Origin of the sequence: Vibrio sp. M60_M70 (assembly GCF_037162085.1) — a bacterium.
Taxonomy (GTDB): domain Bacteria; phylum Pseudomonadota; class Gammaproteobacteria; order Enterobacterales; family Vibrionaceae; genus Vibrio; species Vibrio diabolicus.
Genome location: NZ_JARLUL010000002.1, coordinates 1,819,862 through 1,839,243 on the forward strand (window position 1 = coordinate 1,819,862; position 19,382 = coordinate 1,839,243).

At 46.3% G+C, this 19,382-nt stretch carries 16 protein-coding genes; 8 read left to right on the forward strand and 8 right to left on the reverse strand.

The annotated features are described in order from the left end of the window. Positions 1-6: 6 nt before the first annotated feature. From P4S59_RS23855 to P4S59_RS23875, 5 genes are all read right to left on the reverse strand, one after another. A complete protein-coding gene (locus P4S59_RS23855; RefSeq protein ID WP_337169181.1) occupies positions 7-915 on the reverse strand; it encodes an EamA family transporter in 909 nt (302 codons plus the stop codon). Between the two features lie 131 nt (positions 916-1,046). Next, positions 1,047-1,748 (reverse strand): phosphonate utilization transcriptional regulator PhnR, encoded by a 702-nt coding sequence (phnR, locus tag P4S59_RS23860; protein WP_301571250.1) that lies wholly within the window; start codon positions 1,746-1,748, stop codon positions 1,047-1,049. A gap of 9 nt (positions 1,749-1,757) precedes the next feature. Further along, the gene (locus tag P4S59_RS23865) at positions 1,758-3,482 is read right to left on the reverse strand and encodes a putative 2-aminoethylphosphonate ABC transporter permease subunit (protein ID WP_005442364.1); all 1,725 of its coding nucleotides are present in this window, start codon (positions 3,480-3,482) and stop codon (positions 1,758-1,760) included. 8 nt (positions 3,483-3,490) lie between these two features. Next, entirely contained in the window at positions 3,491-4,597 is a 1,107-nt protein-coding gene (locus P4S59_RS23870; RefSeq protein ID WP_005432488.1) for a putative 2-aminoethylphosphonate ABC transporter ATP-binding protein, read from the reverse strand. A 325-nt stretch (positions 4,598-4,922) separates the two neighbouring features. Then, positions 4,923-5,933: a putative 2-aminoethylphosphonate ABC transporter substrate-binding protein gene (locus P4S59_RS23875; RefSeq protein ID WP_005384363.1), complete on the reverse strand. Its 1,011-nt coding sequence runs from the start codon at positions 5,931-5,933 to the stop codon at positions 4,923-4,925. Between the two features lie 266 nt (positions 5,934-6,199). On the opposite strand from P4S59_RS23875, the gene phnW reads away from it, so the two are divergent. The 3 genes from phnW (at position 6,200) to phnX (ending at position 9,615) form a co-directional block, all read left to right on the forward strand. Then, positions 6,200-7,303 carry a 2-aminoethylphosphonate--pyruvate transaminase gene (gene phnW / locus P4S59_RS23880; RefSeq protein ID WP_337169182.1) on the forward strand — a complete coding sequence of 368 codons (1,104 nt, stop codon included), beginning with the start codon at positions 6,200-6,202 and terminating at the stop codon, positions 7,301-7,303. A gap of 26 nt (positions 7,304-7,329) precedes the next feature. Continuing rightward, positions 7,330-8,709, forward strand: a complete 1,380-nt coding sequence (locus P4S59_RS23885; RefSeq protein ID WP_337169183.1) for an aspartate aminotransferase family protein — start codon at positions 7,330-7,332, stop codon at positions 8,707-8,709. 90 nt (positions 8,710-8,799) lie between these two features. Next, positions 8,800-9,615: a phosphonoacetaldehyde hydrolase gene (phnX, locus tag P4S59_RS23890; RefSeq protein WP_337169184.1), complete on the forward strand. Its 816-nt coding sequence runs from the start codon at positions 8,800-8,802 to the stop codon at positions 9,613-9,615. Between the two features lie 76 nt (positions 9,616-9,691). On the opposite strand, the gene P4S59_RS23895 is transcribed toward phnX, so the two are convergent. After that, positions 9,692-10,720 carry a LacI family DNA-binding transcriptional regulator gene (locus P4S59_RS23895; protein WP_337169185.1) on the reverse strand — a complete coding sequence of 343 codons (1,029 nt, stop codon included), beginning with the start codon at positions 10,718-10,720 and terminating at the stop codon, positions 9,692-9,694. 249 nt (positions 10,721-10,969) lie between these two features. On the opposite strand from P4S59_RS23895, the gene P4S59_RS23900 reads away from it, so the two are divergent. The 3 genes from P4S59_RS23900 to P4S59_RS23910 all read left to right on the forward strand — a co-directional run bounded on the left by P4S59_RS23900 (position 10,970) and on the right by P4S59_RS23910 (position 13,034). Next, positions 10,970-11,413, forward strand: a complete 444-nt coding sequence (locus tag P4S59_RS23900; RefSeq protein ID WP_005463973.1) for a PTS sugar transporter subunit IIA — start codon at positions 10,970-10,972, stop codon at positions 11,411-11,413. Between the two features lie 67 nt (positions 11,414-11,480). Continuing rightward, positions 11,481-11,768, forward strand: a complete 288-nt coding sequence (locus P4S59_RS23905) for a PTS sugar transporter subunit IIB (RefSeq protein WP_005463968.1) — start codon at positions 11,481-11,483, stop codon at positions 11,766-11,768. 9 nt (positions 11,769-11,777) lie between these two features. Continuing rightward, the gene (locus P4S59_RS23910) at positions 11,778-13,034 is read left to right on the forward strand and encodes a PTS ascorbate transporter subunit IIC (RefSeq protein WP_047007992.1); all 1,257 of its coding nucleotides are present in this window, start codon (positions 11,778-11,780) and stop codon (positions 13,032-13,034) included. Between the two features lie 122 nt (positions 13,035-13,156). On the opposite strand, the gene P4S59_RS23915 is transcribed toward P4S59_RS23910, so the two are convergent. After that, a complete protein-coding gene (locus tag P4S59_RS23915) occupies positions 13,157-13,504 on the reverse strand; it encodes a hypothetical protein (protein ID WP_005395359.1) in 348 nt (115 codons plus the stop codon). Between the two features lie 9 nt (positions 13,505-13,513). Continuing rightward, positions 13,514-15,547 (reverse strand): S8 family serine peptidase, encoded by a 2,034-nt coding sequence (locus P4S59_RS23920; protein WP_337169186.1) that lies wholly within the window; start codon positions 15,545-15,547, stop codon positions 13,514-13,516. 466 nt (positions 15,548-16,013) lie between these two features. On the opposite strand from P4S59_RS23920, the gene P4S59_RS23925 reads away from it, so the two are divergent. Both P4S59_RS23925 and P4S59_RS23930 read left to right on the forward strand, forming a co-directional pair. After that, positions 16,014-17,270 (forward strand): type 2 secretion system lipase, encoded by a 1,257-nt coding sequence (locus P4S59_RS23925; protein ID WP_005395362.1) that lies wholly within the window; start codon positions 16,014-16,016, stop codon positions 17,268-17,270. A 761-nt stretch (positions 17,271-18,031) separates the two neighbouring features. After that, positions 18,032-19,336 (forward strand): OmpP1/FadL family transporter, encoded by a 1,305-nt coding sequence (locus tag P4S59_RS23930; protein ID WP_443089057.1) that lies wholly within the window; start codon positions 18,032-18,034, stop codon positions 19,334-19,336. Positions 19,337-19,382: the final 46 nt, after the last annotated feature.

Sequence of the window (19,382 nt, forward strand, 5' to 3'; positions counted from 1 at the left end):
TATACCTCAAGCAGAGATCAATGACATAATGATTCCGCTCAGGATCAACAGCACCCCGACGCCTCGCGTGAAATACCATTTTTCAGCCAACAACCACACGCCCATTAATAAACCAAATACAATGCTGATTTGTCGCAAAGCCACAACAAGGCTGACGTTATCAGTCATAGTCATCGCAAACAGCACCAAGCCGTAGGTTGATGCCATCATGATGCCAGCCATGCTCGCACTTTTGCGAATCATCCAAGCGGTTTGTAGTTCTTGCTGACTCCCCGAAACAATACACCACAATAAAACCGGTACTCCCATAACCCAAAACTGCACGCCTAGATAAAAGATCGCGCTATAGTGGTCGTTAAGAATGGTCGATGTTTGTTGAGTTAGCAGATTCAGTGCTTGCTTGTCCACAACGGAATAACCCGTCGTGCCAAACGCTGCAATCAACGCCCAAAACACACCCACATTTAGATACTCCCCAAGGGTAATTTGACGAAAACTGGTCACTGGAACTAGGACACAACCTAAAGTAATAAGCAGGAAACCCAACCACTGCTGAGCATTCAACTCATAACCTAAGGCGACGGTGAGTGCGCCCACCATCATTACAGGAAGTGCTCTCGCAATCGGATAAATCACTCCCACATCGGCGTGCTTGTAGGCCACGATCAAACCAACCAAATAGACGATTTGAGATAAACCACTGATAAACAGCATTCCCCAAAACACGCTGGGCAACGTCGTCCAGCCAATGTTAAAGAGATACCAAATAAGATAAGGCGTGAGCAGAAGGCAAGCAGATAAACTTGCCGCCATCGTAAACGCGAGCCCTGAACCAGCATTGCTTTTACCAAGAATATTCCAGCCAGCATGCATAACCGCAGACAATACAACGAGTGCTATTGCCAAGAGATCCATTCCGTTTTCCTGTTTATGATATTTAGATACCCTCAAGGTGCTTGGGTACAACAAAGGCCCCAATATGGAGCCTTTGAATTTGAGATATAAATTGCTCGCCGCCAACTAGACAGATGCCCAGCAAACAGAGATTAATTCAGCTCTGCGACAGACTCAATGCTGATGGCATCGTGTCGCCAATACTCGATATCGCAATCAATCAACTCACCGTGCTGGTTATAGTTGATGCGCTCCACCACCATCGCTGGCGTACCGGCTGTCGCACGCAGTGCCTGAGCCATTTCACCCAACAAAGTGCTGGTTGAAATGCGGTAGCGAATCTTTTGATACGTCACGCCATAATGATCGCGGTAAATGTCCGTCAGTGAATTTGATAAATCGTAATCCAGCAGGTTCGGAAACAGCTCTGGACGAATGTAGTTTGTTACGAATACCACAGGTCTGTCTTCAAGGTATCGCACACGGTCGACTCGATACACATCCGAGAAAGGTTGCAAGTCCAGCAAGCGCGCCGCTTGTTTGTTTGCCAACGTCCCTTTTGCTGCGACCAACTCCGTTTTTGGCACACGATTTTGCGCTTTCGCCATGTTCGGGAAGTTTAGCGTTTGGGTTGGATCGTAACGCAATGGCTCAGGTGAGATAAACCAACCTCGGCGATCTTCGCGATAGATTCGACCTTCCGCTTCTAGCAGTGATAAAGCTTCACGCAGAGTGACGCGTGTAGTATCGAACGACTCCGCCAACTTACGCTCTGCTGGCAGTTTTTGACGCGGCGATAGCATGCCCGCTTCAATCTGTTCAACAATCGAATCTTTAATTTTTACGTATTGCACGAAGTGTCCTTATCTTTTGCGCCAAGCTTGTGTGCGATTCTCTAACAATTTACCCAAAGTCATCTGAACAATCTTCGCAATTGCGGCAGCCATCATGATCATCACCGCCATTGCCGCTGCAGCGCCAGTTTGACCTGCATCGTCCATATTCAGAATCGAGACCGAAGCCGGAATCGTATCGGTTGAGTAAAGGAATACTACCGCAGAAGTGGTGGTCAATGCATTAACAAACAAGTAAGTCGCAATGTCCAAAATCGCAGGTAAACACACAGGCAATGTCACTTTAAAGAACAACTTGTATTGAGGAAGCTTCACCGATGCCGCAGTGGCTTCAATCTCCGATGGTAACTGCTTTAGCGCTGTCAGGGCGGTCATGTGACCCACCGTGTAGTAATGCACTACCGTGTTAATCACCAAGAATGCCATGGTGCCATAAAGCACATTCAAAGGATTGTTCGCATCGTTGAAGTAAAAGATGTAACCCAAGCCAAGCACCATACCAGGAACCGCCATTGGCACCACGCTGAGCATTTGCATCACCTGACGAATTGGACCAAACGCACGCCCTTTCTCAATGCAGTAAGCACCGACAAAGATAATGGCTGTACCGATCACTGCCGTCCAACCTGCCAGTGTTAGTGAGTTGAAGAATGGGCTCCAACCGTAAGTGCTCATTTCGGCAAAGTTGTAGTTGTTTAACGTCAACGCTTTGTTCCAAGGCCAGAACGTAACTAACGAGCCATACACCGCCATACCAAGCACTGCCAACACTGCAATAGAAATGATGCTGCAGTAAACCAAACAAATGCTGTCGCGCGCTTTGTTAGGTTCTGGCTGATAAGGTACCGAGCGAGTGTCAAATAAGCTCTTTTGCTTTTTCTGTACCCAGCGGTCTGCACCAAATGCCATTACCGCAGGGAATAGAAGCATAATGCTGGTCACCGCACCCATGGCAAAGTTTTGCTGTCCCACAACTTGTTTGAAGATGTCAGTCGCCAAAACGTTGTAGCTGCCCCCAATCACTTTCGGCACACCAAAGTCCGTGATAACCAGTGTAAAGACGACGATAAGCGTACTGATCAAACCGTATTTCGCCGCAGGTAACGTCACCATAAAGAAGGTTTTTATTGGTGAGGTCTTCAGTGCGCGGGCTGCTTCATACAAGCGGGCATCAGAAGTGCGCAGCGAAGTAGTTAAAATCATCAATGCATGAGGGAAGGTCCAGAAAATCAAACCCATCGAGATACCAATCACGCCGTAAATAGAGTTTCCTAACAACATCTCTTTGGCAATTCCTTGATTCCCGAAAAGGAAGATCAAACTGATCGCTGGTAGCAACGAAGGCGCGAGAATCGGCGCAGTACCTAGGATTTGAAACAAACCTTTAAATGGCATACATGAACGAGTCAGCGCGTAGGCATAGCCAAATGCAAGCACACCCACTACCGAGGTCACTATCACGCCCAAAGTGAAGGTGTTGCCTACCGACACCCACAAGCTTGAAGAAGAAAAGTACGTCGCAAAGTTTGCCAGACCGACAAATTCGCCATTGGCATTTTGCACACTCTTGGTCAACATTGCCCAAAGCGGCATTAAGATGAACAGCACCATCATGGTCGACAAGCCAGCGAGCAAACCAAACAACACAAGGTTGTCGCGGCTAACACGTCCGAGTAAGGATTTTGCTTTGTCTTGTGTGGTCAGGCTATTCATCGTCATTGTCTTCGCATCCATGTTTACACCTACGCTGCTAGCGCTTTATCAACCGAGGGCACGGCGTAACCATGCAGCCCTTCTTCAGCAAACTGGATGTAACGTACATCGCCCGCCTTGATATTTAGTTTTTGAACCGTTTCCACAGGCACATCCACGACGATGGTTTTCGTTGAGCTGTCGTTTTGCAATACGCAATCAATGCGGAAAAACGCCCCCAAAAACTCGGTAGCCGTCACTCGCACTGGTAAAGAGTTGGTGTAGTTTTCAACGAACTTGATGCTTTCAGGACGCACCGCAAGGTCGAAGCGGTCACCACGTTGGATCTTTCGATTGGTCAAGCTTGGCGCTGGCATCAGGGTTTCTGCAATTCGTACTTGGGAGTCCGTTGCGACTGAGGTTTCAATAAAGTTCATGCTGCCGACAAACTCAGCAACAAAGCGCGTAGCTGGTTGTTGGTAGATCTCTTGAGGTGTGCCGACTTGCTCAATCACACCATGGTTCATCACCACAATACGATCCGCCATCGATAACGCTTCGTCCTGATCGTGCGTAACCATGATGGTGGTGATGCCAAGTTTGCGTTGCAACTTACAAATCTCGTCACGTAAGTGAACACGTACTTTTGCATCCAGTGCTGACAGCGGCTCATCCAGTAGCAGTAGACCCGGAGACAACGCCAATGCGCGAGCAAGTGCTACACGCTGCTGTTGACCACCAGAAAGTTGGTTAGGGAATTTCTCACCAGAGGTTGGAAGACCAATGGTTTCTAACCAGTAATCTACTTTCTCTAGCGCTTCTTTGGTTGACATGCCTTGGTTCTTCAAACCCACCGCAATATTCTCTTGCACAGTTAGGTTCGGAAACAGCGCATAAGATTGGAATACAATGCCGAAATCGCGCTTCTCTGGTGGCAGGAATGTGGTCTCTTGACCGTTTTGAAAAATCGCACCAGACGTTGGCAAGTCTAAACCTGCAATGGCACGTAACAGAGTGGTTTTACCGCAGCCAGAAGGACCAAGAAAACAAACAAACTCGCCCTTTTCAATCGCTAGCGAGATTTTCTTTAATGCAGTGAACTGTCCGAATTGCTTCACTACATTTTCGATATTTAGGTAATGTTGGTTAGTTGACATAACACACGCTCCAAATGGTATATACCAAATTTAGTTTTGGAGTGTTACGTTCCAATGACAAATTTATAGCCAGAAGATGACAAATAGATGAAGGGCGATGAGGTTTGTTTAAGTGGTAATTAGAGATTCCCGACTCACTCCTTTATTACTCTCGAGAGTGATGCTGTGAATACGAATAGAAGCTCCCAACTTTCTTAAGTCCGTCATTCCAGCAAACCTAGGTGAGACTAGGAATCTACTTTCAACAAACTCTGAAATAACAGAGAAAACCAAAAATCCACCTCAACCGAGGTGGATTTCAGTATTCAACTCAAAGCAAATTCAATTAAGACTTTGGCTCTGATTTCGCGTCAAATTTCTCAGACCATGCCGCTAGAATCTCTGCACGCTTGCTGCCCATTTGCGCGAAGTCCATCTTCGCCATGTTCTCTTGAACGTTCGGGAAGTTAGATACGGTCGCTTTCACTTCTTTATGTGCAACCACTGGGTACATTTCTACGTAAAGCTCGTTTGCCGCTTTAGAGATTGACCAGTCGACAACACGCTTCGCGGCATCAGACTCTTTTACTAGGCCAACGGCTTCTGATTCCCAGCCGATACCTTTAGGTGTGATAACCGCAAGTGGTGCACCTTGTGTTTTCAGCTTCGCACCGCGGCTTGCCATTGAAATACCGATAGCCACTTCACCCATACCCGCTTGAACACATGGCTTAGAGCCAGAGTGCGTGTAGTGTGCAATGTTTTTGTCTAAGTCACGCATGTAGTTCCATGCCTGATCTTCACCCATGTTTTGTAGCCAAGCAGAAACCTGCATGTAGCCAGTGCCTGAAGACGCTGGGTTCGGCATTGCAATGTGACCTTTGTAAACCGGCTTCGTTAGGTCTTCCCAAGACGTTGGTTTCGGTAGGTTAAGTTGTTTCGCTACCGCTTCGTTGAAACACACTGCGTTAAAGAACGCATCGTTACCGAACCAAGCTTGGTTTGATTGAGGGTCGTTTAGGTTCGCGTGCAGCTCTTCCAAACCTTTTGGTGTGTAAGGCTTAAGAAGACCTTCATCTTTAAGCAGTGCCATTGACGAGCCAGCCAGACCCCAAACCACTTCCGCTTGAGGGTTGTTCTTTTCTGCCAGCAATTTCGCCGTCATGATACCGGTTGAATCGCGAACCCACTTAATCTTGATATCTGGGTTATCTTTCTCAAACGCAGACTTGTATTTAGCAAGAATGTCAGTTTCGAAAGCGGTGTAAACCGTGACTTCCTGTGCTGCCATTGCATTCGTAGCTAGCAGAGAGACAAGTGCAGCCAGCGATCCTTTCATCAAACGGTTTTTCATCATTTTCTCCAGTTAATTTGGCTAAGTTTTCATTTGGTCTGTACCAGTTGACGATAACCACCCTACTGAGCCTTTGTGACGAAATCATGACCATCAAATGGCAGTTTTACGAAAATTTGCGATGAATAATCGTTCAATTGATCCGCCATTTTCTGGATATTAAAGTTTTATGAAATTGGAGATTCGCCTATTTACTGCCCTTTTCTTCCTCGCTAGAGTGAACTAGAAATTTGGTGTAGACCAATTAGCCTATTCTGACGGAAATCGAGATGAAAAACGAATACCTACTACTGACTCCAGGTCCTCTATCTACTTCTGAAACGGTACGTGAAGCCATGCTAAAAGACTGGTGTACTTGGGATGATGAATACAACAAAGACATCGTAGAAGTGATCCGCACTAAGCTTGTAAAACTGGCGACTCAACAAGACGGCTACACCAGCGTACTAATGCAAGGTAGCGGCACCGCATCAGTAGAAGCAACGATTGGCAGTGCCATTGGCAAAGATGGAAAATTGTTGGTTGTCGACAACGGTGCTTACGGTGCGCGTATCGCTCAGATCGCTGATTACCTAAATATTCCATGCCATGTAGTTTCCCCAGGCGAAACATCACAGTCACACTTGAATGAGGTGGAAGCTGCATTGGCATCGGATCCTGCGATCACACACGTGGCGATTGTTCACTGCGAGACAACCACTGGCATGCTTAACCCAATTGAGGCATTTGCTTCTGCGGCAAAAGCGCACGGCAAAGTGGTGATTCTCGATGCCATGTCGAGCTTTGGTGGTATTCCTATCGATATCGCTGAGCTAGGCATCGATTTTATGATCAGCTCAGCGAACAAATGTATTCAAGGCGTGCCGGGTTTTGGCTTTGTGATTGCAAAACAAACTGAGCTCGAAAAGTGCCAAGGTCGGGCACGTTCTTTGAGCCTTGATCTTTACGACCAGTGGCACTGTATGGAAGTGAACCACGGCAAATGGCGTTTCACGTCTCCAACGCACACGGTTCGCGCTTTCTACCAAGCATTGTTAGAGCTGGAACAAGAAGGTGGCATTGAAGCTCGTCATAACCGCTACAAAACGAACCAGAAAACACTGGTTGCAGGTATGCGTTCTCTGGGTTTCGAACCACTACTGAGTGATGACCTTCATTCGCCAATCATCACTTCTTTCTACTCTCCGACGCACAGTGATTACCAGTTCAAAGCGTTCTACACACGTTTGAAAGAGCAGGGCTTCGTGATCTATCCGGGTAAGGTATCGAACGCAGATTGCTTCCGTATCGGCAACATTGGTGAAGTTTACCCAGCAGATATCGAGCGCTTAATCGGTGCGATTGAAAAAGCAATGTATTGGCAAGTTGCGTAAAGCAACCTTCTGATTGAGAGAGCGTTATGACTCAGAATATCAAACCGACCCATTTCCGCAGCGAAGGCGATGTCAACACGACACCTGCGCGCCAAGCTTGGAATGCATCGATGGATGACGAACGCACGCAAGCATTACTGAAGCGTGATTCGGAGGTCTTTCTTCATCAAGCCATGTCAACGCCTTGCTTAGATACCTTGGAAGCAGCAGAAGGCATCTACATCCAAGATGCTACCGGCAAAAAGTACATGGATTTCCATGGCAATAACGTCCATCAACTGGGCTACGGTCATCCGCATGTGATTAAACGCGTGCAAGAGCAAATTGCCAAACTTCCGTTTTCACCACGCCGTTTTACCAACGAGACCGCGATTGAATGTGCCGAAAAACTCACCCAAATCTGTGGCGGCGAGTTGAATCGCGTGTTGTTTGCTCCGGGTGGCACATCTGCGGTTGGCATGGCGCTTAAACTAGCCCGCCACATCACGAGCAACTACAAGGTGGTGTCTCTGTGGGATTCCTTCCACGGCGCATCGTTGGATGCCATCTCAGTAGGTGGTGAAGCGTGTTTCCGCCAAGGCATGGGACCATTAATGGCGGGTGTTGAGCGCATTCCACCAGCCGTATCTTACCGCGGTGCTTTCCCAGTCGCGGACGGCAGCGACGTGCATTACGCCGACTACCTTGAATACGTGATTGAGAAAGAAGGCGGCGTGGGCGCGTTTATCGCAGAAGCGGTTCGTAACACAGATGTTCAAGTGCCAAGTAAAGCCTACTGGAAACGCATCCGTGAAATCTGTGACAAACACAATGTCATGCTGATCATCGACGACATCCCTAACGGTATGGGTCGCAGCGGTGAATGGTTTACCTACCAAGCCTACGACATCGAGCCAGATATGCTCTGTATCGGTAAAGGTTTGGGTGGTGGCTTAGTGCCTATCGCAGCCATGGTAACCAAAGACAAATACAACACCGCCGAGCAAATCTCCATGGGTCACTACACTCATGAGAAAAGCCCTATCGGTTGTGCTGCAGCACTGGCAACCATGGAAGCCATTGAGCAAGACGGCTTGCTAGATAAAGCCAAAGCCGACAGCCAATTCATGCGTGAAAAGCTGCTAGAGATGAAAGCCAAATACCCAGTGATTGGTGATGTTCGTGGCATCGGCATGTTGTGGGGCATTGAACTGGTCACTGACCACGAAAGTAAAGCGCGCGCTTATAACGAAGCGGAAGCTGTGTTGTACCAATGCCTCAACAATGGTGTGAGCTTCAAGGTATCGCAAGGTAACGTGATTCAACTCAGCCCACCGCTGATCATCACTCGCGAGCAACTGACAGAAGCGTTGGCGATCTTCGAAGAAGCGATCGCCAAAGTGTGCAAAGACTTTAACTACTTCTAGGGTCAATAGACCTCTACAAAAACCAATTTATCTAGAGCGCGGTTCCAACGTGTAGGCAAGCGCTCTGGCAAGCAAGAAAAAGGATTGAACATGAGCAACTCACCAATTCAAGCAGTGATCTTTGACTGGGCTGGCACTATCGTCGATTTCGGCTCTTTTGCACCAACCAGCATCTTTGTGGAAGCGTTCAAACAAGGTTTTGATTTTGAAATCGACCTTGAAGAAGCGCGTGAACCAATGGGGCTTGGTAAGTGGGATCACATCCAAGCTGTGGGTCGCATCCCTGCAGTTGATAAGCGTTGGAACGAGAAGTTTGGGCGCTCAATGACCAGCGAAGACATCGACGCTATCTATGCGGCATTTATGCCTCTGCAAAAAGCAAAAGTGGCTGACCACGCAGAACCAATCCTCAACGCAGTTGAAGTGGTAAACGGTCTGAAAGACAAAGGCATCAAGATCGGTTCTTGTTCGGGTTACCCTCGCGAAGTAATGGATGTACTGATTCCAGTTGCAGCGGATTACGGCTACCAACCAGATTACGTTGTCGCGACAGACGATCTGCCACAAGGTGGTCGCCCTGCGCCGTTTATGGCACTGAAAAACGTGATTGAGCTTGGTGTAACCGACGTTAAAGCATGCGTCAAAGTGGACGACTCAGCACCAGGCATCTTTGAAGGTCACAATGCGGGCATGTGGACGGTAGGTCTGCTGCTTTCTGGTAACGAAGCGGGTCTGACATTTGAAGAATACCAAGCTGCAGACGAAGCAACCTTAGAGAAAGCTCGTGAAAAAGCACGCGCGAAGTTTATCAAGAGTGCACCTCACTACTTAATCGACACCATCTCCGATCTGCCAGAGGTGATCGTAGATATCGAACAACGCCTAGCCGCGGACGAACGTCCGTAGTTTTCGCTCGCGAATTCAGAATGTAAAAAGCCTCTCCATATTGAGAGGCTTTTTACATTTATGGAAAGAGGAAGTGTCAGTTAATCGCAGTACTTGCTCGACGCTTTAGCTTAAAGCCCATACTGGTTGGCCGTTCTTCTGGCTCACCTTTGATGGCATGCAACAGTTTTTCTGCCGCCTTGGTGCCCATGCGCTCGTAATCAAATTCTGCCGATGTCAAACTTGGGTAAGCATGCTCCCCCATAGAAGAGCCTTCAAGGCAAATAATGGCAATGTCGGTCGGGACTTTGAGCACGCGGCGATGGCACTCAAAGAGCGCACCAATTGCTATCTCCTCATGGCTACACACCAAAGCATTCAAGCTTGAATCGCGCAGCAATAACTTCGCCAATCCTTCCGCACCCAATTGTGAAGATGGCGCTTCATGAGTCGTTAGAAAATGATCTGGGGTGAGATAGTTTTCAATCATCGCACTTTGCCAACCGTGTAACTGGCGTTGCAACGTTGAGTGATTCCCGCGCGCCCCAATAAAACCAACGTTCTTAAAACCTTGTTCAATCAGGTGTCTGGTACAGGCCTTACCCACTTCGAAGTGATCCACGCCAATGTTGAGATAACTGGCCTTTGAGCTCAGTTCGGTAATCTCTAACACTGGCGTATTTGATGCCTCTAACAGTTGATGCGTTCGCTGACTATGCTCACTTCCAAACAGTACCACGCCCGCAGGACGGCTCTCTAAAAAAGTCGAAAGCAACTTTTCTTCTTGCTCAATCGAGTAGTCGCTGTAACCCAGTAATAATTGATAACCCGCTTTGTTTAACGCCTGTTGGAAGCTTGGTAAGAAAAGCGCGCACGCTTTTTCAAACAGGGAAGGAATGATAAGAGCGATGGAGTAACTTTCAGCAGACGCCAAAGCCCCTGCCGCTTTATTCGGGATATAGCCGAGCTCATCAACCACTTGTTGAATCTTTTCTCTCAGCTTGTCAGATACTAGCTCGGGCGTTCGTAATGCTCTCGATACCGTCATGGTGCCTACGCCGGCTTTTTTAGCGACGTCCGCCAAGGTGACATTGCCAGTACTTCTTCGTTTGCGAGGTTCGCTCATTGTTCTTATTTAGTGTTCTCTATTTTCTGCCGCGACATCTTACCACAGCGTTTTAGTGGTTTTGATATTAGCGCATTAGAAGTCGATCACAAGCATATGAAACTCGGATAACTGATAAAAATGGTAGCGCTATCACAATTTATGATAGCGCTATCAGATAGCGCTACCATTTGTGATCACTCTCAGGTTTTTCTGGCAAATTGATCGATAAAGTACGCAGCAACAAAACAACAAATCGGAAACATTCCAATGCTACGTGAACTGATTACCTCTGATGTCATTCGCATCCATTCTGACGCAACCGACTGGAAAGATGCGATCAGCAAATCTTGTGAAGCTTTGATTGAAAATGGCGCGATAGAACCAAGTTACGTTGAGGCAATTTACCGCTCGCACGAAGAGCTTGGTCCTTACTACGTGGTAGGTCCGGGCATGGCGATGCCACACGCTCGCCCTGAAGATGGCGTTAACCGCTTGTCATTGGCGATCACGGTGATCCAAAACGGCGTCAACTTTAACTCTGAAGAAAATGACCCAGTAAAAATGCTGGTCACGCTAGCGGCAACGGACAGTAATAGCCACGTTGATGCGATTTCGAAACTGGCGGAATTGTTTATGAATGAAGAGCATGTAGAGGCCATCTGCAACGCTCAAAGCAAAGAAGATGTTCTTGCGATCATCGACAAATACTAAGTTTTACTCCTGACATACCCCATTCACAAATGGGTATACCCCCTATAAAAAAGAAAAGGTCTGAATTATGAAAATTATGGTTGTTTGCGGTCACGGTCTTGGTACTAGCCTAATGATGGAAATGAGCATCAAAAGCATCGTAAAAGAATTGAACGTCGATGCCGCTGTAGATCACATCGATCTTGGCTCAGCAAAAGGCACAAGTTGCGACATTTTCATCGGCACAAAAGACATTGCAGAACAGTTGGAAGCTCTTGGCGTTGAGCAACGTATCGTAGCGCTTGATAACATGGTCGACAAAGTCGCAATGAAAGAGCGTTTATCTGTGGCACTTCAAGAGCTTGGCGCTCTATAAGGTGGCGTTATGGAATTCTTCAGTTTCTTAATGAACGATGTCCTATCAGAGCCAGCGGTTCTGGTCGGTCTCATCGCTCTAATCGGCTTAATTGCCCAGAAAAAACCAGTCACCGAGTGCATTAAAGGCACGGTAAAAACCATTCTTGGTTTCATCGTGCTTGGCGCAGGTGCAGGCTTAGTTGTGAGCTCGCTAGGCGACTTCGCGACGATTTTCCAACACGCATTTGGCATTACAGGCGTGGTTCCAAACAACGAAGCTATCGTCTCTATCGCGCAAGAAGCGTTTGGTAAAGAGATGGCGATGATCATGTTCTTCGGTATGTTAGTGAACATCTTGATCGCTCGCTTCACGCCATGGAAATTCATCTTCCTAACCGGTCACCACACACTATTTATGTCGATGATGGTAGCAGCGATTCTGGCATCTAGCGGCATGAAAGGTGTTCCACTGATCGCGCTTGGCTCTGTGGTTGTGGGTTCTGTAATGGTGTTCTTCCCTGCGATCGCTCACAAGTACATGAAGCAAGTTACAGGTTCTGATGACGTTGCGATTGGTCACTTCTCTACCCTTTCTTACGTGCTAGCTGGCTTTATTGGCAGCAAGTTCGGTAACAAAGAACACTCTACTGAAGAGATGAATGTCCCTAAGAGCTTGTTGTTCTTACGCGATACGCCAGTGGCTATCTCGTTCACAATGGGCATCATCTTTGTGGTGACGTGTTTATTCGCTGGCGGTGATTTTGTCCGTGAAGTCAGTGGCGGTAAACATTGGTCTATGTTTGCGCTAATGCAATCCATCACATTTGCAGGTGGTGTGTACGTTATCCTGCAAGGTGTACGTATGGTTATCGCAGAAATCGTTCCTGCATTTAAAGGCATCTCAGACAAACTGGTTCCAAACGCAAAACCTGCACTGGATTGTCCGGTTGTGTTCCCATACGCACCAAATGCGGTATTGGTGGGCTTCCTATCGAGCTTTGCAGCGGGTCTTGTGGGCATGTTCCTGCTGTACGTGATGGGTCTTACTGTGATTATCCCTGGCGTTGTACCTCACTTCTTCGTTGGTGCGGCAGCGGGTGTATTTGGTAACGCAACAGGTGGTCGTCGCGGCGCAATTCTAGGTGCGTTTGCACAAGGTCTACTGATTACTTTCCTACCTGTCTTCCTAATGCCAGTACTGGGTGATCTTGGCTTTGCAAACACAACATTCAGTGATGCTGACTTCGGCATTGTAGGTATCCTACTTGGCCTGATTGTGCGCTAAGCTTTTATTCTTATGAATGCAGAATTAGGCTCGTCGGCATTCATCTCTCAAAGGCTCTAGCAGGAAAAGCACTCAAACAAAACGCCCTTCACGTGAGGGGCGTTTTTCATATTGAGGCTATCTTATTGAGACAACAACTTTCTCGTTGGTTCTTGCTCGGTGTATTCAACGGATTCGTTACCAGATAGCTTATCGACGTCAGCTTGTTCGCCGCTCACCACCAGTACCTGTTGCTTCACCAACGCATCAACCACTTTAAGGTTATGTTGACGAAGAAGCGCTCTCACTTCGCTCTCTTTCCCTTTGTGATACTTAACAAAGTAACGCGTAGGTTGTTGCTCAGCTTGTTCAGAACGTTCATCCACGAGCGGAAATCCTTGATTGTTCGCCAAGCTGGCCGAGCTTAGTCCGATTGCCAATAGTGCGGTAGCACTCACCGCAGACAAAGAAAGTAAGGTCAACTTCTTCATAGCCACTCCTTATTGAAAAGTCAGAGTCCAACTGTTGATTGTGCCTGTGTCTCTTCTGGCACTGTCTACCGCTTTTAGTTCCCAAGAACCTTGTGATTCAAAACCAGAGAAATCCGCTTGGAAAGTGGCTTTGATATCGTTAGCGCTGCCGCCAGTATTATCGTGAAGCACGACTTCTCCACCAGTAGGTGAAGTTAGCGTCACTCGTAGGTCACCGATGTAAGTGTGGCTAATATCAACGTCAATACTTACTGTACCTGAATCACCAGAGCGATCGACATCTACTGCGCTGATTACGCCAGAAGATTTGTTGTCAGGAATCGCAACAGGGCTGGTGTTTGAGAAGCTAGAGTCCGAAGAGCTACCGCCACCGTCAGGACCGTTACAGCCCGCATCCAAGAACAGTTTCGCCGCTTCCGCATTCACTAGGCCGTGACCTGTGCGGTTGTCTCGTCCAGCGACATCAATGTCTGTTGCCGTTTGAACTAGGGCATTACGTACTTGCGCTGCTGTACACGTTGGGTGGTAACTCCACACCAAGCCTGCTACGCCAGTTACATGAGGTGTTGCCATCGATGTACCATTGTAGTACTCGTAATCTTCACCAGAGGTGGTTGAAACCGTAATTTCTTGACCAACATACCCCAACAGCTCTTGACCAAATGCACGGTCAACCGTCACCGAAACCATACGATAAGCGTTGTTTGTGTCTACCAAGAATGGGTTTTGTAAACCAGGTAGTTCAGAGTTGCTGTATACGATTGCAGCTCGCGCACCCGCATTGTAACAAGCCTGAACTGCATCCACTTCTGGGTAGTTACCTGAAGACTGGTTGCCAATACGCTCAGTCAAACAAATTTTGCCCGACATATCACCACAGTTAAAGTTACCGCCAGATACATCACAGCTATCTAGCATTGCTGTTACTGAACCAGCGATTGGATCTGGCACATACGAAGAACCGTTATTGATCAAACGATTGTGAGGGACAATACCGCGATCAAATTGGCTTACGCCATTCAAGGTAATATCAGAAAGTTTACCTTCGCCTACCGTAACCGTTGATAAGATCGCCACACCTGGGCCAGAGATCTCAACTTGATCAGTAGACTGCGAGAACGCCGCATGATCATTTTGGTTATCGACAGCAGCAACAGACATAACTGAATCGTAAGAAGCTGGGTAGCTGTGTGCGGTGTTACCGTCATTACCAGCTGCGGCGATTAGCAGAACGCCTTGATCGTAAATGTTTTGCAGTGCATTTTGCTCAGTTCGGCTTGATTGACTACCACCAAGACTCATGTTCACAACGTTGGCACCATTATCTGCACACGTTTGGATCGCTTTAACAAGCCCAGATGAGTAACCCCAACCTGATTCGTTAAATACTTTCACGATGTGCAAATTCACATTCTGGTTTGGCATCACACCCTTTACACCTTCGGTGTTGGCAATCGCTGCGATAGTACCTGCTACGTGAGTACCGTGGGCGTTATTGTTACCCGGATCGCTCCATGATCCTGTACCACTATCGTTGGTACCTGCAACACGGTTACCGCTTAGGTCGTTGTGCGAGATGTCGTACCCTGAATCGATAATACATACAGTGCGATTACCAGCATTGAAGTCGTCTAACTGTTGAGCATTAACCGCTTCATAACCCCACGGGGTGGTTTCGCTGAGCAAATAGCGAGGCGGATCGACTTCGACATATTCCACATCACTGCGATTACGAAGTGGTTCTAAGTCATCACCATCCAACTCAACGCTGTAAATGGCGCGATTACCTAGTTTTTCCACCTTACGTGCCTTCACCTGTTCTAAAACAGACTCCTGCGCGATTCGTGGTCCCCAAAAAGAGTTACCACCCATTGAAGATCGGCTGACTGCATCTTCTTTGAATTTGACGATGTACTTCGTCGGTAACTTAGATTCATCAAATCCCATTGGTGGAGCCGCAAACGCTGACATAGAAGTGGTCAGTGCTATCGCTACGGCAGACAACGAAAATAAGCCTTGTTTTTTACTTGTTGTGTAGTGCATTTGCCCTATTCCTTATTTGAGCTAATTTTTATTCACTATATTCTCATGAAAAGTCATCACCATGATGTTCGCATGAGAGCTTCAGCTATAGTTTATAGGCCAAAAATGCCAAACAATTTGTTTCATGAATATACAACTTTGTACAAAAGATCATTCAATAAACATTTTTAGTTAACATCAAAAAGCATAAACAAAACCTTATAAAGCAATCACTTAATTAACGAAAAGTGCATGTTAAATTAATGTTAGTGAGTAATTATTCTAAATAATACACATTTAATCGATTGCTATGCTGAATGGATTTTTTGACCGTGGTGCCAAAACTGAAATATTGAATATTTAGTTGTTGACTGTCTTGAGTATTTACTCAGAATTAGAAGGTTTAGTGAGAAAAATTCTCATCTAAATACTGTTATAGCCGAGCGTATTCACGTATTCGGAACCATAACCATTACAAGAAGAGTGAATGATGAAAAAAACAATCACACTATTAACTGCATTACTTCCGCTTGCCTCTGCCGTTGCAGAGGAGCCAACATTATCACCAGAAATGGTTTCTGCGTCTGAAGTGGTCAGCACGCAAGAAAATCAAACCTATACTTACGTTCGCTGCTGGTATCGTACGAGCCACTCTAAGGATGATGCGGCTACCGACTGGAAATGGGCAAAAAACCAAGATGGTAGTGACTTCACTATCGACGGTTATTGGTGGAGCTCTGTTTCATTTAAAAACATGTTCTACACCAACACTTCACAAAACGTGATTCGCCAGCGCTGTGAAGAAACACTAGATCTGGCGAACGAGAACGCAGACATTACGTTTTTTGCTGCTGACAATCGCTATTCTTATAACCACACGATCTGGAGCAATGATGCTGCAATGCAACCAGATCAAATCAACAAAGTAGTGGCTTTGGGCGACAGCTTATCTGATACAGGCAACATCTTTAACGCTTCCCAATGGCGCTTCCCTAACCCAAACAGCTGGTTCTTAGGTCACTTCTCGAACGGTTTTGTTTGGACGGAATACGTTGCTAAAGCCAAAAACTTACCGCTTTATAACTGGGCAGTTGGCGGCGCAGCAGGTGAGAACCAATACATTGCGCTAACAGGTGTCGGCGAACAAGTTTCTTCTTACTTGACCTACACAAAACTGGCGAAAAACTACAACCCAGCAAACACATTGTTTACGTTGGAGTTTGGTTTAAATGATTTCATGAACTACAACCGTAGCGTGCCGGAAGTAAAAGCGGATTACGCTGAAGCTCTGATTCGTCTAACAGACGCGGGCGCGAAGAACTTCATGTTGATGACACTGCCAGACGCAACCAAAGCACCACAGTTCAAATACTCAACGCAGGAAGAAATTGAAACGATTCGCGCGAAAGTATTGAAAATGAACGAGTTCATCAAAGCACAAGCGATGTACTATAAAGCTCAAGGTTACAACATTTCATTGTTTGATACGCACGCGCTGTTTGAGACGTTAACCTCGGCACCAGAAGAACACGGGTTCGTGAATGCAAGTGATCCTTGTCTGGACATCAACCGCTCATCCTCTGTTGACTACATGTACACTCACTCATTACGTTCTGAATGTGCAGCATCTGGCGCAGATAAGTTTGTGTTCTGGGATGTGACTCACCCAACTACAGCCACGCATCGTTATGTTGCTGAAAAAATGTTGGAAAGCAGCAATAACTTAGAAGAGTTTCGCTTTTAATAAGACTTTCTTATAGGTTAAACTCTTAATCATCATAAATACGTTGATGATTAAAAATGGCCACGAAATATCGTGGTCATTTTGTTTTAATATATATGAGTCTATTTTTATATTTAAATATATATGAACAATGATTAAAATACAAAAATTCAAGTTATAAGCATTATAAACAAAACTTTTAAATACCAACAAACCAGTAAAATAAAAAATTATTCCACATGCCACCCATTTAAATTTCATTATGGCCATTTTTAATTGTTGAATTTCAAGAGGAGTTAAGTGACAAGTTAAATAAAAAATACCCACATAACACAGGTAAGACCGAGAGGAGTGTGTCATGTGGGTTTAAAACGATAGTTCTCTTGCTGATTCGAGCTACCAACGTTGGGATGCAATGGAAATACAAATGACTCAGAGTTTCCATCACGAACACTTTATCGCTGGATTTCCCTCTATTTGTTAGGGAACAGTCAGCACAATAAAAATAGAGAAGTAATACCGCAAAAATAAAAATAGAGGTTCAGGATTTAATTTACACGTAAAATAACTACTATATTCACGCCATGAAGCATTAATAAATTCAACAATAAATATTTATTAAGTTAAATTTACTTATTGTCAGCACACTGTTAGTTTTACTCCTAAATACACTGGTCAGATTTGTTTATTTTACTGATTTTCGTTGCAATACAACTTCTAATTAATTCATGAGAAAAACATGCAGCGACAATTAACTCTTTCACCGATTTATTTATTTATTAATCGGGTTAGCCTCCTCGACGGCGTATGCCGGTGGTTTTCAAATTAACGAACATTCTGCGACGGGTCTTGGTCGTGCTTTTGCTGGTGATGCCGTCATTGGTGATAATGCGTCTGTAGTCAGTCGCAACGCCGCAGCGATGACGCTGTTTAAACAAAGTGCCTTATCGTTCGGTGTCACTTACGTCAAACCTGACGTTACCGTAAAAAATGCGCAATATCATCGAGCTAATATTAATGCAGATGTCAATGTTGGTATGGGCGGCTTCCCTCCATCCCCTCAAGTTGACATTACCCCGTCCTTCTCTCAAACCGTGACCGACATTGATGACGTCGATGGCGTTGGTCAACCAGCCGTTGTACCCAATTTTTACTTTATTCACCCTATCAACGACGACTGGTATCTAGGCTTATCGGCATACTCCAACTTCGGAACCGACATGGAGTTTAAACCAAACTATGGCGCACCTGTTTTTGGCGGTGTCACCAGCGTAGCGAGTGTCAACCTTGGTGCAAGCTTGGCATACAAGGTGAACGACCGTTTTAGTATCGGTGGTGGTATTGATGTGATTTACGGCTCTGGTGAGCTGTACCGCGACATGGACGTGGGTGTTTGCGTTGGTGGGAACATCCTTGGAAACGAACTAGAACAACGTTGTGGATCCGTAAAAGGCAACGCACTTGATGTGGAAGCTGGCGGCATTGGGCTTGGCGCGAACATTGGCATAATGTACGAGTTTAACGAACGTCATCGCTTAGGTTTGAGCTACAAACACAGCCCTAACATTAATGCCAAGGGTGACATCCACTTTGCTGGCGAATCGTACGACTCGCTTGCCATGCCGCTACCGGATATTGCGGAGTTTTCCGGTTATCACCGCGTCTTACCTAAATTTGCCCTGCACTATTCTGTGCAGTGGATTGGTTGGTCAGCATTTGACAGCTTGAAAGCTGATGATCAGTTGCTAAAAGATTTTCAGTGGCAAGACTCCGCGCACTACTCCATCGGTGCGACTTGGTACGCCAATGAACGTTGGACACTTCGCACGGGTTACATGTTCGACAAAACACCTGTCGATGAGCTGACTTCGCTTTCTATCCCAGATTCGAACCGTCACTGGTTATCCGCGGGAGCCTCTTACCAATGGTCATCAGATACCACGGTTGACATCGGCATGACGTACTTGATTGGTGAAGATGTCAACGTAGAAGAGTACGCGTATGAAGGTGTTCCTGCACCGATGGTGACGGGCGTGACCCATTCAAATGCGTTCCTAATTGGTGCCCAACTCAGCCACCGTTTCTAATTTGTCAGGCAGTGATCAAACCTCTAGGTCATTGCCTTGTAACAAC